At 69.6% G+C, this 15,159-nt stretch carries 15 protein-coding genes; 1 reads left to right on the top strand and 14 read right to left on the bottom strand.

Annotation, left to right across the window (positions count from 1 at the left end):
• Positions 1–75: 75 nt before the first annotated feature.
• From LRF89_RS04845 to LRF89_RS04835, 3 genes are all read right to left on the bottom strand, one after another.
• Entirely contained in the window at positions 76–405 is a 330-nt protein-coding gene (locus LRF89_RS04845) for a HesB/IscA family protein (RefSeq protein WP_201171540.1), read from the bottom strand.
• 67 nt (positions 406–472) lie between these two features.
• Positions 473–1,261, bottom strand: coding sequence for a serine O-acetyltransferase (gene cysE / locus LRF89_RS04840; RefSeq protein ID WP_201171543.1), 789 nt, complete (start codon positions 1,259–1,261; stop codon positions 473–475).
• Positions 1,262–1,283: 22 nt separating this feature from the next.
• Positions 1,284–2,018, bottom strand: a complete 735-nt coding sequence (locus LRF89_RS04835) for an RNA methyltransferase (protein WP_201242090.1) — start codon at positions 2,016–2,018, stop codon at positions 1,284–1,286.
• 72 nt (positions 2,019–2,090) lie between these two features.
• Between LRF89_RS04835 and LRF89_RS04830 the strand changes: the two genes are divergently transcribed.
• Positions 2,091–2,900: an inositol monophosphatase family protein gene (locus LRF89_RS04830; protein WP_201171549.1), complete on the top strand. Its 810-nt coding sequence runs from the start codon at positions 2,091–2,093 to the stop codon at positions 2,898–2,900.
• Between the two features lie 13 nt (positions 2,901–2,913).
• On the opposite strand, the gene LRF89_RS04825 is transcribed toward LRF89_RS04830, so the two are convergent.
• From LRF89_RS04825 to LRF89_RS04775, 11 genes are read right to left on the bottom strand one after another with little or no spacing between them, the layout of a single operon-like run.
• Positions 2,914–4,113, bottom strand: coding sequence for an O-succinylhomoserine sulfhydrylase (locus LRF89_RS04825; protein WP_201171551.1), 1,200 nt, complete (start codon positions 4,111–4,113; stop codon positions 2,914–2,916).
• Entirely contained in the window at positions 4,094–5,608 is a 1,515-nt protein-coding gene (purF, locus tag LRF89_RS04820) for an amidophosphoribosyltransferase (protein WP_201171553.1), read from the bottom strand. Before purF ends, LRF89_RS04825 begins: the two co-directional genes overlap by 20 nt.
• A 44-nt stretch (positions 5,609–5,652) precedes the next feature.
• Entirely contained in the window at positions 5,653–6,216 is a 564-nt protein-coding gene (locus LRF89_RS04815) for a CvpA family protein (RefSeq protein WP_201171555.1), read from the bottom strand.
• Positions 6,213–6,845 (bottom strand): SPOR domain-containing protein, encoded by a 633-nt coding sequence (locus tag LRF89_RS04810; RefSeq protein ID WP_201171563.1) that lies wholly within the window; start codon positions 6,843–6,845, stop codon positions 6,213–6,215. Before LRF89_RS04810 ends, LRF89_RS04815 begins: the two co-directional genes overlap by 4 nt.
• A 3-nt stretch (positions 6,846–6,848) precedes the next feature.
• Positions 6,849–8,153, bottom strand: a complete 1,305-nt coding sequence (locus tag LRF89_RS04805) for a bifunctional folylpolyglutamate synthase/dihydrofolate synthase (RefSeq protein ID WP_238636681.1) — start codon at positions 8,151–8,153, stop codon at positions 6,849–6,851.
• The gene (gene accD, locus LRF89_RS04800) at positions 8,150–9,163 is read right to left on the bottom strand and encodes an acetyl-CoA carboxylase, carboxyltransferase subunit beta (protein WP_238636680.1); all 1,014 of its coding nucleotides are present in this window, start codon (positions 9,161–9,163) and stop codon (positions 8,150–8,152) included. The genes LRF89_RS04805 and accD overlap by 4 nt, the downstream gene beginning before the upstream one ends.
• Positions 9,160–9,981 (bottom strand): tryptophan synthase subunit alpha, encoded by an 822-nt coding sequence (gene trpA, locus LRF89_RS04795; protein WP_201171578.1) that lies wholly within the window; start codon positions 9,979–9,981, stop codon positions 9,160–9,162. The genes accD and trpA overlap by 4 nt, the downstream gene beginning before the upstream one ends.
• Positions 9,978–11,198 (bottom strand): tryptophan synthase subunit beta, encoded by a 1,221-nt coding sequence (trpB, locus tag LRF89_RS04790; protein WP_201171580.1) that lies wholly within the window; start codon positions 11,196–11,198, stop codon positions 9,978–9,980. The genes trpA and trpB overlap by 4 nt, the downstream gene beginning before the upstream one ends.
• Positions 11,182–11,805 (bottom strand): phosphoribosylanthranilate isomerase, encoded by a 624-nt coding sequence (locus LRF89_RS04785; protein WP_201171582.1) that lies wholly within the window; start codon positions 11,803–11,805, stop codon positions 11,182–11,184. The genes trpB and LRF89_RS04785 overlap by 17 nt, the downstream gene beginning before the upstream one ends.
• 60 nt (positions 11,806–11,865) lie before the next feature.
• Positions 11,866–12,666 carry a tRNA pseudouridine(38-40) synthase TruA gene (gene truA / locus LRF89_RS04780; RefSeq protein ID WP_201171584.1) on the bottom strand — a complete coding sequence of 267 codons (801 nt, stop codon included), beginning with the start codon at positions 12,664–12,666 and terminating at the stop codon, positions 11,866–11,868.
• Between the two features lie 11 nt (positions 12,667–12,677).
• Positions 12,678–15,140 carry a FimV/HubP family polar landmark protein gene (locus tag LRF89_RS04775; protein WP_238636679.1) on the bottom strand — a complete coding sequence of 821 codons (2,463 nt, stop codon included), beginning with the start codon at positions 15,138–15,140 and terminating at the stop codon, positions 12,678–12,680.
• Positions 15,141–15,159: the final 19 nt, after the last annotated feature.

The raw sequence follows: 15,159 nt of genomic DNA, 5'->3' as shown, positions 1-15,159 counted from the left end.
GCTGCGGCGCCTTGGGCAGTCGGACAGTCTACCCCTCCGTTCCGGGCGCCGACAATCTCGCCGCGGTTGGGCCGTTCACACGGCAAAGCTCTCGCCGCACCCACACAGATCGCGGACGTTCGGGTTGCGGAAATCGAAACGGTAATTGATACCGTCGCGCACGTAGTCCACCTCGGTGCCTTCCAGAAACGGCCGGTGCTGTTGCGCCATCACCACCTTCACCCCGTGGCTCTCGACGACAAGATCCTGATCGCCGATCTCCTCGGCGTAATCGACCACGTAGGCGAAGCCGGAGCAGCCACTGGCCTTGATCCCCAGGCGCAGGCCGTGGGCCCGGTCAGCATCCTGGCTGGCGAGCATCTTCTCGACATGCCGCGCGGCACGTTCGGTCAGGGTTACGGGCATGACTTGCCTCCTGTCACTGGGCGCGCCGTAACGGCGCATCTGTCTGCATTCTAGGGGGTTCCGGCAGCTAGCGGGAAGCGTCCCGGTGGTGCTCGCCGCACGCCTTCTCGACCGACGTCTCGTCGACCTCCAGATCCGGCACGCGGGTCTCTTCAAGCCGCCCGCCCATCTGCTGCACGGCGCTGCACAGCTCCTCAATGCGCCGATCGGTGACGTGGATATGATCGAGGATCGCGTTCACCGCCTGGGCCACCGGGTCCGGCATCTCGGTGGTCCCGTAAGCATCGAAGCCAATTCGCCGCGCCACCCGGGCTCGCTGCTCGTCCCCGTCAACGTCGCGCTTGCGCTCGCCGACCTGGCGCGCCGGGATCCCCACCATAGTCGCCCCGTCGGGGACATCCTTGAGCACCACAGCATTCGAGCCGATGCGCGCCCCGCCACCCACACGGATGGGTCCAAGCAGCTTGGCGCCGGCGCCGACCACGACGTCATTGCCCAGGGTCGGGTGGCGCTTGCCCGACTGCCAGCTGGTCCCGCCCAGGGTGACGCCGTGGTAGAGGGTGACGTCGTCGCCGATGTCTGCAGTCTCGCCAATGACCACCCCCATGCCGTGGTCGATGAAGAAGCGCCGGCCGATGCGCGCCGCCGGGTGGATCTCGATCCCCGTGACCCAGCGGCTGAACAGCCCCAGCATGCGCGCCAGCCATCGCAGCCGCCAGCGCCAGAGCCGCGCGCTGATGCGGTGCAGGATCAGGGCGTGGAAACCGGGATAGGTGGTCACCACATGGAAGGCGTTCCGGGCGGCCGGATCGCGATCCATGACACACCGGATGTCCTCACGCAGGCGTCGCAGCATCCATTTACCCTTTACAACGGTCCTACTTGCGCCAGCGGCGCGGATTGAGCACGTGGCTGAGCAGCCCGCGCAGCATCCGCACCTCGTCCTCGGTCAACCGCGCACGGCGGAAGATGTTGCGCAACCGCCGCATGGTCAGCGCGGGGTTGTGCCGGTCCAGGTAGCCGACTCGACCGGCCATCTCCTCCAGGTGAACGAAGAAGCGCTCCAGCGTATCCACGGCGGCGGGCGGCTCTTCCGTCTCGGGCTGCGGCAGTGCGCCCCCCACCTCGGCCGCCATGCGCAGCTCCCACGCTACCAGCTGCACGGACTGAGCCACATTCAGGGAACTGTAATCCGCGTCGGTCGGGATCTGCACGAGGTAGTGGCAATGATCCAGCTCGGCGTTGGTCAGGCCGGTGCGCTCCCGACCGAAGACCCACGCCAACCCCCCTTCGCCCCCCTCAGCGGCGGCCGACTCGGCCGCCGGGCGCAGCGCCAGCCGGGGCTGCCGCTCGGCGCGGATACGCGCCGAGAGCCCGAAGGCCAGACGACAGCCGGCCAGCGCCGAGGCGAGATCCGGATAGCGCTGCGCCTGCTCCAGAACCTCGCCGGCCCCGGCCGCCCGCGCGACGGCCTCCGGGTCATCGGGGTCGCACTGCGGATCCACCAGACACAGATCCCGCAGCCCCATGGTGCGCATGGCGCGCGCGGCGGCGCCGATATTGCCGGGGTGCGTGGTCCCGACCAACACAATACGAGTGCGCTCAAGGCTCAAGATGGCCTCCCGGTCTGAATCGCATCAGTTTTGCTGTTATCCTGTACCGCGTCCAGCGTAGGAGCTTTCCCGATGCACCCAATGGTCAACATCGCAGTCCGTGCCGCACGGGCTGGTGGTGATCTAATCGTCCGCAACATCGACCGCCTCGACCGCGTCCGGGTCGAGACCAAGGGACGCTACGACTTCGTCTGCGACATCGATCGCCAGGCCGAGGCGGCGATCGTGCAGACCATCCAGCGCGCCTACCCGCAGCACGCCATACTCGCCGAGGAGAGTGGCCTGCAGGGGCGCGCGCAGGGTGAGGCGGAGTATACGTGGATCATCGACCCGCTGGACGGGACGGCGAACTTCCTCCGCGGCTACCCCCACATCGGCGTGTCGATCGCTGTGCAGAAGGACGGCCAGCTGGAGGCAGCCGCCGTCTACGACCCGCTGCGCCAAGAGCTGTTCACCGCCTCACGGGGCAACGGGGCGCAGCTCGACGGCCGCCGCATCCGCGTACCGCAGCGCCGCGGGGTGGACGGGGCGATGATCGGGACCGGCTTTCCGTTCAAGAACCAGGCCCTGATGCCGGCCTACCTGCGGATGTTCTCCGCCCTGACCGAGCACGCCGAAGACATGCGCCGTGCCGGCTCCGCGGCACTGGACCTGGCCTACGTCGCCGCCGGGCGGCTGGACGGCTACTTCGAGTTGGGCCTGAAACCGTGGGACATCGCCGGCGGCACCCTGCTGGTCCGTGAGGCCGGCGGCATTGTGACGGACATCACGGGCGAGGATCGCGCCCTCGCCACCGGCCATGTCGTCGCCGGCGCCCCCAAGGTCCACAGCGGTCTGCTGAACACCATCCGCGCCCACACGGCGGATCTGCCTACCGCCTGAGCAACCCGACCGCTCAGGCGCTGCCCAGGCCGCGCTCCAGGTCGCGGATGATGTCCGCCGGATCCTCCAGGCCGACGGAGATCCGGACCAGCCCCTCGCCGATGCCGGCCGCCGCCCTCAGTTCGTCGGTGATGGTGCCGTGGGTGGTGGTCGCCGGGTGCGTGATGGTGGACTTGGTATCGCCGAGGTTGCCGGTGATCGACAGCATGCGGGTGCTATCGATCACGCGCCAGGCCGCCTCCCGTCCGCCAGCCAGCTCGAAGGCAACGATCCCGCCAAAGCCACTCTGCTGCGCCGCCGCCAGCCGGTGGTGCGGATGGTCCGGCAGCCCCGCGTAGTAGACCCGCTCGACCCGCGGATGATCCCGCAGCCACTCGGCCACCTGCTGGGCATGGCTACTGTGGGCGCGCATGCGCAGCGAAAGCGTCTCCAGCCCCTTGAGAAACACCCAGGCATTGAAAGGACTCATGCACGGCCCGGCAGTGCGGATGAAACCGTGGATCTCTTCGCCCACCCGCTGGGCGTCGCCCACCACCGCGCCGCCGACACAGCGCCCCTGGCCATCCAGGTACTTGGTCGCCGAGTGGACCACCAGATCGGCCCCAAGCTCCAGGGGCCGCTGCAGGGCGGGGGTACAGAAGCAGTTGTCGATCGCCAGCAGGGCGTCGTGGGCGTGCGCGATCTCCGCCAGGCGGCGGATGTCAGCGACCTCGTTGAGCGGGTTGGAGGGCGTCTCGGCGAAGAGCAGACGCGTATTCGGCTGGATCGCCCCGGCCCAGGCCCCCTCGTCGCTCAACGGCACCCAGCTGACCTCGATCCCCCAGCGCGGCAGGTACTTGGTGAACAGCGACAGCGTGGTCCCGAACAGGGTCCGCGACGCGACCACGTGGTCCCCGGACTGCAGCAGGCCAAGGCACGTCGCCAGGACCGCGGACATGCCCGAGGCCGTCCCGACGCAGGCCTGACCGCCCTCCAGGGCCGCCAGGCGGTCGCAGAAGGTCCGCACCGTTGGATTGGTGAAACGCGAGTAGACGTTGCCCGGCTCCTCGCCGGAGAACCGGGCGGCCGCCTGAGCGGCGCTCTCAAAGGTGAAGCTCGAGGTCGGGTAGATGGGCTCCGACTGCTCCTGGCCATCGGTCCGCACCTGCCCGGCTCGCACCGCCCGGGAATCAAACCCGGAGAGCGGCTCGTCGTCAGGCCTGGTTGTGCACATCCACGATCTCCAAGTCCTGGTCGCTGCGCGCCTTTTCCCTGGCGGCATCGGCCCGCGCCTGGGACAGGCCACGCAGGTAGTCCTGGCTCACGCCACCGGTGACGTACTGACCATTGAAGCACGAGCTGTCGAACTGCCGGATCTGCGGATTGCCATCGGCCACGGCGGCCTCCAGGTCAGCGAGTTCCTGGTAGATCATTCGGTCGGCCCCGATGGCCTCGGTGATCTCGGCCTCGTCCCGATTGTGAGCGATGAGTTCCTCGGGGGCGGGCATATCGATGCCGTAGACATTGGGGTAACGCACCGGCGGCGCCGCAGAGGCCAGGTAGACCCGCCGCGCCCCGGACTCCCGGGCCAGCTGCACCAACTGCTGCGAGGTGGTGCCGCGGACGACCGAGTCATCCACCAGCAGGACGTTCTTGCCCTCGAACTCCAGCGGAATGGGGTTGAGCTTCTGACGTACTGACTTCTTGCGCGCCGCCTGCCCGGGCATGATGAACGTACGCCCCACGTAGCGGTTCTTGATGAAGCCCTCACGGGACTCCACACCCAGCTGATAGGCCAGCTGCATCGCCACCGTACGGCTGGTGTCCGGGATCGGGATGATCACATCGATATCGTGCTCGGGCCACTCGCGCCGGATCTTCGCGGCCAGCCGCTCACCCATGCGCAACCGCGCCTTGTGCACGGCCACCCCGTCGACGATGGAGTCGGGCCGGGAGAGGTAGACGTACTCGAACAGGCACGGCGCATGGACCGGATCCTCGGCACACTGCCGGGTGTGGAGCTCGCCAGCCATGTCGATGAAGATCGCCTCGCCCGGGGCTACCTCGCGCACCAGGCGGAAGCCGAGCATGTCCAGGGCCACGCTCTCGGAGGCGATCAGGTACTCCCGCCCCTGCTCGGTATCGCGCTCGCCAAAGCACAGCGGGCGGATTCCAAAAGGATCCCGGAAGGCAAGGATACCGTAGCCGTTGATCATCGCCACGGCCGAGTAGGCCCCGTGGCAGCGTCGGTGGACCTGCTCGACGGCGCTGAACAGGTCGCCGGGCTCGAGCCGGTCGTGGGGCGAGACACTCAGCTCGTGGGCGAGGATATTGAGCAGGATCTCGGAGTCGGAATTGGTGTTGATATGGCGCCGGTCGGTGCGGAAGAGCTCCTGCTTGAGCTCCTCGGTATTGGTCAGATTGCCGTTGTGCGCCAGCGAGATGCCGTAGGGCGAATTGACATAGAAGGGCTGCGCCTCGGCGGAACTCTCGCAGCCGGCGGTGGGGTAGCGGACGTGGCCGATGCCGATATTGCCGGTCAGGCGCATCATGTGCCGGGTTCGAAAGACATCCCGGACCAGCCCGTTGCTCTTGCGCAGACTCAGCTGCCCCTGGTCATAGGTGATGATCCCGGCAGCGTCCTGACCCCGGTGCTGGAGCACGGTCAGCCCCTCGTAGAGGTCCTGGTTCACCGGCCCCTTGGCCACCATTCCGATTACGCCACACATGGATTGCTCCTACCTCTTGCTGGGCGCCGGCACGGCGGGCGGATTCACGGCCGCCGGCCGGCGCAGTATTCAGCCCAGTAATCCGGCAAGCCATCGAAGCCCTCCATTGCCTCGCCCTCAACAGGCGGCTGCCAATCAAAGTCTTCCAGCCAGGCGTCCAGGCCGGCTCGACAGATCCACGGCTTGATCCCCGGCAGCACGACGGACTCCTCCCAGGCCCGCTCCTGGGTCATCGGCGAGAACCCGAGCAGCAGCACCACCAGCGCCACCACCACCGCCCCGCGCGCAGCCCCGAACAGCACCCCCAGGAGCCGGTCGGTGCCGCCCAGACCGGTGCGCGTCACCAACGCCGACAGGGCGTTGTTGAGCAGCGCCCCGAGGATCAGTGTTCCCACGAAAAGCACCACGAAACCGGCACCCAGGCGGATCGTCGGCGATGCGATCCACTCCTCGAGCAGCAGCGCCACGGCCCCGGAGTAGCGCACCGCAACCCAGAAGGCGGCCACCCAGACCAGCACAGAGAGCACCTCGCGGACGAAACCGCGGATCAGGCTGATCCCCGCCGACAGGGCGATGACACCGAGAATGGCCAGGTCCAGCCAGTTCATCGCGTGACCACGTAGCCCTCGACCCCCGCCTCATCGACGGCGCGCTCGAGCAGCGCCTGCGCCTCGTCACGCTCCATGACCGGCCCGACACGGACGCGGTGGAAGCTTCCGTCCCCTTCGGCCGACTGGATATAGGCCGGTAGCCCCAGCTCGCGGATGCGATCGCGTTCGCGCTCGGCGTTGTCCGCCTCCCGGAAGCTGCCCACCTGGACGGAGTACGCCCCCTGGTCGCGGCTGACAATGGCGATACCGTCCACCTCGTCCACTACACCATTAACGTCGTCGTCTTCGCTCACGACGTCTTCGGCTTCGTCATCGGCGGCGGGCTCCCGCGCCTCGGGGTCGTCACGCCGGGTCTCGTCGTCGTCCCCGTCCCGCGGTGCCTCCGGCTCCTCGAACCCAACCGGCTCGTCGGTGCTGAAGTCCTCCGGCTCGTCCTCCAGGCCCTCAGGCGGCTGCTCGGCGAGTTCCTCCGGCTCCGGCTGCTCGTCGGGCCGCGGCGGCACCTCCACGGGGACGTCCACATCCTCGGCATCGTCGGAACCAGAGAAGATCATCGGCAGGAAGATCACGGCCAGGGCGACCAGGACCGCGGCGCCAACCAGCTGTCTTTTCGTGCTTGGATCCATCGCCTACCCCCAGCCTTTCTGCGCTTGTACGGCGGCCACAGTACGGAAGGAACCGAACACCACCCCCCGGTCACCGGGGCGGGCCTGTTCTTCCAGTACGGCCAGGGTGGCCGCCACGTCGTCGCCGCAGTGGACCACCGGTTCCCCGGCTGCGGCAAGCTCACGGGCCAATTCATCGGCGTGACGCATATCCGGCTCGTCGAGCTGCGGCAGGTACCAGGCATCGATCCGGCCGCTCAGCGCGCCAATCAGCGCGCCGACGTCCTTGCGCGACGCCACGGCGAATACAGCCCGCGTCCACCCGGACGCCGCCCCGTCGTCGAGCACCCGGGCGAGTTCTTCCGCCCCATCGGCATTATGCGCGACATCCAACAGCCACTCCAGTGACCCGGTCCCGATCCGCTCCAGCCGTCCGGGGACGCGGATCCGGCCGAGGATGCGGGCAACGGCTTCCGGATCCGCACCGGTGCCCTCCGGCAGCTGAACCAGAGCGGCCAGGGCGGTGGCCACGTTACCGCGCGCCGCCCGGCCGGAGACCCCGGGCGCCGGCAGGCCGCACCAGTGGTGTCCGGCGCAGCGCCACCACCAGAGCCCGTCGTCCCCCTCCCCCCAGGTGAAGGCGTCCCCGGCCTCCACCAGTCCGGCACCGACCTCCAGGGCGATCCGACGCAGCGCCGCCGGCGCATCCGGCTGACCGATCACCGCCGGCCGGCCGGAGCGAAAGATGCCGGCCTTCTCCGCGGCGATCACCTCGAGGTCGTCACCCAGGAACTCGGCATGATCGCGGGCGATGCGGGTCACCACGGCGATATCAGCATCCACCGTGTTCACTGCGTCCAGCCGGCCGCCCAGGCCCACCTCGAGGATCCAGACCGCCGCGCCACTGCGCCCGAAGAGGTCGAAGGCTGCGAGGGTGGTGTGCTCGAAGTAGGTCAGGCTTACGCCCGCCTCGCTCCGGGCCTGCTCGACCCGACCCAGCGCCTCGATCAGCGCGGCATCGCTGACCTCCGCGCCATCGATGCGCATGCGCTCGTTGAAGCGCTGGAAATGCGGCGAGGTGTAGAGTGCCGTGGCCACGCCAAGACCGTTCAGCACACCCTCGAGGGTCCGCGCCACGCTCCCCTTGCCGTTGGTCCCGCCGACGGTGATCACCCGCGCGGTGGGATCGAGGACACCAAGGCGCCGACCCACCGCGGCCACCCGCTCAAGGCCCAGGTCGATGGCCGTCGGGTGGGCCGCTGCCAGGCGTGCCAGCCAGCCATCGAGATCCGCCGGGACTGCCGGCTGCGCCGTGCGGGCGTCGTTCATGCGTTGCGTGAGCCGCCCCCGTCCTCACCGGCGTCGGCCGGACCGTCACCCGCCTCGCCGGAGCCGTCTCCCTCGGTCGGCTCGCCGGCCTCGGTGCCCTGCGCCTCGGCAGCCGTCGGCTCGGACTCCACCGCCGGAGCGGGCGCCACCGAGACATCGCCGCCGAGCTTGCCCATCAGCGAGGCGATCTCGTCGCGCATCTCGCGCCGGTCGACGATCATGTCGATGGCGCCGTGCTCGAGCAGGAACTCGGCCCGCTGAAACCCCTCGGGCAGGGTCTCGCGCACGGTCTGCTCGATCACCCGGGGACCGGCGAAGCCGATCAACGCCCCGGGCTCGGCGATGATGACATCGCCCAGCGTGGCCAGGCTGGCCGAGACACCGCCCATGGTCGGATCGGTGAGCACGGAGATATACGGCACCCGGGCCTCGTTGAGCCGCGAAATGGCCGCCGAGGTCTTGGCCATCTGCATCAGCGAGAACAGCGCCTCCTGCATGCGCGCCCCGCCCGAGGCCGAGAAACAGACCAGCGGGATGTCGTGGGCCCGGGCCTCCTCGGCGGCACGGCAGAAGCGCTCGCCAACGATGGTGCCCATGGACCCGCCCATGAATCCGAACTCGAACGCGCAGACGACGACGGGCCGCTGATGGACCGCACCGCGCATAGCCACCAGGGCGTCGTTCTCGCCGGTAGCCTTTTGGGCCTGGGTCAGCCGATCCCGGTAGCGCTTGCTGTCGCGAAAACGCAGGAAGTCCGAGGGCTGCAGTTCGGCGCCGATCTCCACGGCCTCGCAGGACTCGTCCAGGAACAGCCGCAGGCGCTGCCGCGCCGAGATCCGCATGTGTGCATCGCACTTCGGGCAGACCTCGAGGTTGCGCTCCAGATCCGGGCGGTAAAGGATGCCCTGACACGACTCGCACTTGGTCCACAGCCCCTCGGGGACGCTGCGGCTGCGCGGTCCGGCCTCAGTCCGGATGCGCCGCGGCATGAGTTTCTGAAACCAGCTCACGAATCACCCCCCGTCGTCGTCTCGTCCATCGCCCGGCGCAGGGCGCGGACGGCATCGCGCAGGCGCTCGGGCAGATCCGCCGCCGCGCCGTGTTCGCCGATCATGCGCACCAGCGCGCTGCCGACGATCACACCGTCGGCGCAAGGCGCCAGCGCCGCAGCGCTCTGCGGGTCGCGCACCCCGAACCCGACGGCCACCGGCAGATCAGTGACGCGGCGGATACCGGTGACCTGCTGCTCCACCAACCCGGCATCCAGGTCCGCCGCACCGGTGACCCCCTTGAGGGCGACCGCGTAGACGAACCCGCCGGCCACCGAGCAGACCCGCTCGAGGCGGGCGGCGCTGGTGTTGGGCGCCACTAGGTAGATGAGATCGAGGCCGTGGGCCTGCGCCTCGTCGGCCAGCTCTTCGGCCTCCTCCGGGGGCAGATCAACCGTCAGCAGCCCATCGACACCGGCGGCGGCGGCATCGCGCGCAAAGGCGCCGTAGCCGGCAGCCTCGAGGATATTGGCGTAACCCATGAAGACCACCGGCGTATCCGGATCGTCCTCGCGGAAACGGCGCACGACCTCGAACAGCCGCGCCGGCGTCGTCCCCGCCGCCAGTGCCCGGGCGCAGGCGGCCTGGATCACAGGGCCGTCGGCCATCGGATCGGAAAACGGGACGCCAACCTCGATGATGTCGGCGCCGCCGGCCACCAGGGCGTGCATCAGGCGCACGGTGTCGTCGGGCGACGGATCACCACCGGTGATGTACGGGATCAGGGCCGTTCGCCCGGCGGAGCGGCAAGTGCGGAAACGTTCAGCGATGCGGCTCACAGTTCGATGCCCTCCTGCGCCGCGACAGTGGCGATGTCCTTGTCACCCCGTCCGGAGAGATTGACCACCAGGGTGGCGTCCGGCCCGAGTTCCGCGGCCAGGCTTTCGGCGTAGGCGACCGCATGGGCGGTCTCCAGCGCCGGCAGGATGCCCTCGGTTCGGCTGAGCCGGTGGAACGCCGCGAGCGCCTCGGCATCGGTGACCGCGACGTACTCGGCGCGCCCGGTATCCTTCAGCCAGGCGTGCTCGGGGCCGACGCCGGGGTAGTCGAGGCCGGCCGAGATGGAGTGGGTGCCGATGATCTGCCCCTCGTCGGACTCCATCAGGTAGCTGCGCGCGCCGTGCAGCACCCCGGGCCGTCCGGCATTGAGCGGAGCGGCATGCCGACCGCTGGCCACGCCTTCGCCACCGGCCTCGACACCCACCAGCCGGACAGCGGCGTCGTCGAGGAACGGGTGGAAGATGCCCAGGGCATTGGAGCCGCCGCCGACGCACGCCACCACGGCATCGGGCAGACGGCCCTCGCGCTCCAGCATCTGCGCCCGGGTCTCGACGCCGATGACCCGCTGGAGATCACGCACCAGGGTCGGATAGGGGTGGGGGCCGGCGACGGTGCCGATGATGTAGAAGGTGTTGTCGACGTTCGCCACCCAGTCGCGCATCGCCTCGTTCATGGCGTCCTTGAGGGTGCGCGTACCGGCATCCACGGCGCGGACCTCCGCACCAAGCAGGCGCATCCGATAGACGTTGGCGGCCTGGCGCTGCACATCGTCGGCTCCCATGTAGACGACGCACTCCAGGCCCATTCGCGCGGCCACCGTCGCCGTGGCCACGCCGTGCTGGCCGGCCCCGGTCTCGGCAATGATCCGGGTCTTGCCCATGCGTGCGGCCAGCACCGCCTGGCCGACGGTGTTGTTGACCTTGTGCGCGCCGGTATGGGCCAGGTCCTCACGCTTGAAATAGATGCGCGCCCCGCCGGCGCTGGCGGTCAGCCGCTCGGCCAAATACAGCGGAGTCGGTCGGCCGACGAAATCGCGCAGCTCGCGGTCGAGTTCATCCTGAAAGGCCGGATCGCGACGCGCTTCCGCGTACGCCTCGGCCAGCTCCTCAAGCGGCCCCACCAGGGTCTCGGAGACGAACCGTCCCCCGAAACGGCCAAAGTGCCCGTCGTGCTCCCCGGCGGGATCGCCGCCGTACTGCTCAGGTCTCGTCGCCACGTTCCACCTCCGCGAGAAACCGGGCTATGCGCTCCCGGTCCTTGATCCCCGGCTCCGACTCGACGCCGCTGCTGACATCCACGGCGAAGGGGCGCACATTGCGCACCACCCCCGCCACATTCTCGGCGTTCAGGCCGCCGGCCACCGTAAGCCCCCGCACGCCGCCCGGGATCGTGTCGTGATCAAAGGACTCGCCCCGGCCACCCCGTTCGCCCAGGCGGTGGCTGTCGAACAGGAACCCGCTGGCATCGGGATAGGCCGCCACATAATCCTGAGGATCCACCCCGCCGCCCATGGGCACCGCCTTGACGTAACGGCGCTCGTAGAAGCGGCAGAGCTCAGGCGCCTCATCGCCGTGGAACTGCAGGGTATCAAGGTGCAGCCCCTCGAGCGCCACTTCCACCTGCCCCGGCTTGGGATCGACAAACAGGCCGACCACGGAGACAAAGGCCGGGACCGCGGCCACAATGGCGCGGGCCTCTTTCATATCCACCGCACGCGGGCTGGCATCGCAGAAGACCAGGCCGATGGCATCGGCCCCCAACTCCACGGCGGTCGCGGCATCTTCAGGGCGGGTGATTCCGCAGATCTTGACGCGCGTGCGCACGCTCGGCGTCCCCCTTCGGCGGCTCCAAGGAAAGCGCAAATGTTACCGCGTGGGCCGGCTTTACGCCAAAAACGGCCAGTGCCCTTCGGCGGGGAGTCCGTAATGCGGCGGGTAGACCACCCGGGTCAGGTAGAGCCCGGACGCCGGCGCCGTGATCCCGCTGCGGGTCCGGTCGCCCGCGGCCAGCAGATCGGCGGGCCAGTGCTCAGCCTGCTCGCCGGTTCCGACGGCCATCAGCGTCCCGGCGATGTTGCGCACCATGTGGTGCACGAAGGCGTTGGCCTCGATGTCGATGAACAGAAGCTCACCGTGGCGGTGCACATCGATCCGGTACACCTCGCGAACGGCGTGGGGTGCCTGGCAGGCGACGGCACGGAAGGCCGAGAAGTCTTGCTCACCGACCAGGGCCTGGGCGGCCCGGTGCATACGCCCCGCATCGAGCTCGCGGTGGGTCCACGCCACCCGGTGGCGCAACAGCGCCGGGCGGGCGCGGCGGCTCAGGAAGACGTAGCGGTAGCCACGGCGCTGGGCGCGGTAGCGGGCGTGGAAATCGGCGTCGACGGCGTGGGCCGAGCGCACGCTGACCGTCTCGGGCAGTTGCGCGTTGGTCCCTAGCACCCAGGCGTGCAGCGGGCGCGACGCCGTCGTATCGAAATGAACCACCTGCGCGGCGGCGTGCACCCCGGCATCGGTTCGCCCGGCGCAGACCACGGTCACGGGGTGATCCGCGATCCGCGACACCGCCCGCTCGAGGGCCTGCTGCACCGAGGGGGCGTGGTCCTGGCGCTGCCAGCCGCTGAAATTGGTGCCGTCATACTCCAGCACCAGCGCGATGCGTTGCTCGGTACACGCTCCCGCCAAGGCCGCCCCGCCTACTCGCCGCCGAGCTCAGCCAGGACCTGCCGGGCGCTCTCGCGCTGCGACTCGGTCCCCTCCTCCAGGACCTCCTCGAGCAGGCTGCGGGCCCCCGGCTCATCCCCCAGGTCGATGTAGGCCCGGGCCAGGTCGAGCTTGGTGTCGGCCTCATCCCCCTCACCGACCCCCAGGGACGGCTCCGGCTCAGCCTCCGGCTCGGCACCCTCGTCCGCCTGCAGGCCGAGCCCCTCCTCGGCGCCCTCGTCTTCCTCCTCGCTGAACAGGCTGTCGAGGTCCATTTCGTCGAGTTCATCGCCGCTGGCATCCGCACCGCCGAAGAGCTCATCGGCGACGTCCTGCGCGCCGGCACTCGATTCCGGCTCGCGGGCCATGGCCGGCTCAGGCTCCTCGGCGGGCTCGGCAGCTGCCGGCCCCCCGGCGGCCTCGGGCTCCGCCGGCTGCGGCTGCTCGTCAAAAGCCGCATCAAGACGGCGATCGAAGTCATCCTCGCCCTCGCCTTCGCCCGGCGCCTGCTTGCCGACTCCTTCGCCCTCGTCAGCGTCCAGACCCAGATCCAGGTCTTCCAGATCCGGCTTGGTATCCAGACCCTCCTCGACCTCGGGCGCCGGACTCTCCGGCGTACCGCCATCGGCTGCCGCCCCCCCAGGCGCCTGCGCTTCGCCCTCCGCCTCGTCGGCGTGCGCCTGGCTTGCTGCCGCGGCATCGGCGAACAGCGGACTATCCGGCACGAAGGCCACACCCAGTGCCACCGCTGCCTGCCAGGTCGGGTCGGCGTCACTGCGGGTCCGGTCATAGAGATCCTGGGCCTGGCTGAGGAACGCCTCCCGATCGCCGAGGCGGGAGTGCACCTCGAGCAACCGCAGGCGCAGATCGGTGCGTGCCGGTTCGCGGTGAATGCCGCGCTCGAGCACGTCCCGGGCCCGGCGCAGGTCGTCGTCCGCCAGGTACTCGTCGGCGAGTTCGAGGGCGTCGCGGCGTGCCCCGCTGTCGAAATCGAAATCGAGGTCGCCGCGATCGAGGCGCAGCCCCTCCCGGCTATCAGGCTCCGCCGAACGGCGCCGCCGGCGCAGCAACAGGCCGGCGACCACAGCGAGCGCCAGCAGGGTTCCTCCGGTGGCGATCAGCATCTGCCGCCGTGCCTCCTCGTCACGCCAGAGGTCGGCAGCGGTGACGTCGCCGTCGCCGGAGAGCCACTGCGCCCAGCCGACCTCATCTTCCGTCTCTTCCTCGCGCTCCGGCGCCTCCGGCTCAACCTCGACGGGCGCTGGCTCCGGCTCGTCCAGGGGGTCGAGGGGCTCGTCCACCTCGGGCAGCGGGACGATCGGCGTCGGCTCGGCATCCGGCGGCGGCAGCACCCCTTCCATGTCCAGGTCCACCAGCCGCTCGAGCGCCGCCACCCGCTCGCTCAGATCCTCAACCTGCGCCCGGAGGCTGTCACGTTCCGAACGCAGGCTCGCCCGCTCCTCCCGCAGGGCCGCCAGCGCCCCCTGCAACCGGCGTACGTTGGCCTCAGAGGCCTCCAGCTCGGTATCAAGCAGCGAGAGCACCTCTTCGGTGCCTTCCTCATCGCCCAGGGCCAGGATGCGCAGACGGCCCTCCTCGGCTGTCGGCGCCTCTTCCTCCCCAACGGGCGCGTCGGGGTCCGCCAGGTCAGGGATAGGCACCGACTCGTCGAGCTCCTCCACCGCCGCGCGTCGCTCGGCTGGCGGCACCCAGCTGGCCAGGTGCTCCTCGTAGATCGCCTGGGCCTCGCCGGCAGAAAGCTGCTCGATCTGCTCGCGGCTGGGCAGCTTCAGCCACCACCCACTGAGCAGGTCGTTGACGTTGTCGTCAGAGAAGGCGCGGGGATTGAGCCGCTGGATGGCCAGCATGGTCTGCGCGACCGTCACCGAGTCATCGGGGCGGTGCTCCGACGCGATCCGCCACAGGGTATCCCCCTCCTCCACCGGCCCATAGGCGGTGGATCGGCGCTCGCGCTCACCGTCGCGGGTCACCTCCTCAAACGGCTCGCCCTCGCGGGCCAGTGGCTGCCCCTGTGCCGGGGCATCGTCGTCGGCGGTGGTCGGCCGCTCGAGGAGCAGGGTGTACTCGCGGACCAGGTCGCCCTCGGGCCAGCTGACCTGGACCAGGAAATCAAGCAGGGGCTCATCGATGGGCTGCTGGCTGGTGACGGCGATGTACGGGGCATCCTCGCCCGACTCGATCAGCTCAAAGTCGAGCAGCGACAGCTCGGGCGCACGCTCGATCCCGGCGCGATCGAAGATCCGCCCCGGGGCCAGGCCGACATCGAGCCGCGCCAACTCGTCGGAACCGAGATCCCGCACAGGGATGCGCGCCGAAACCGGCTCGCCGGCCTCGGAGCGGCCCTCGATGGTACCGAGGCTGACCTCCACCGCGGCCGCCACCGAGACCAGTGACAGACCTGCCAGGCCGGCGAGGCCGTGAATCGCCTTGCGCACGGGCTCGCCCCTCCGTCCG

The sequence above is a fragment of the Halorhodospira sp. 9621 genome, assembly GCF_022228055.1.
In the GTDB taxonomy this organism is placed as follows: Bacteria; Pseudomonadota; Gammaproteobacteria; order Nitrococcales; family Halorhodospiraceae; genus Halorhodospira; species Halorhodospira halophila_A.
Note: the sequence above shows the minus strand (reverse complement) of the source record. Positions and strands in the feature narration are given on the sequence as shown.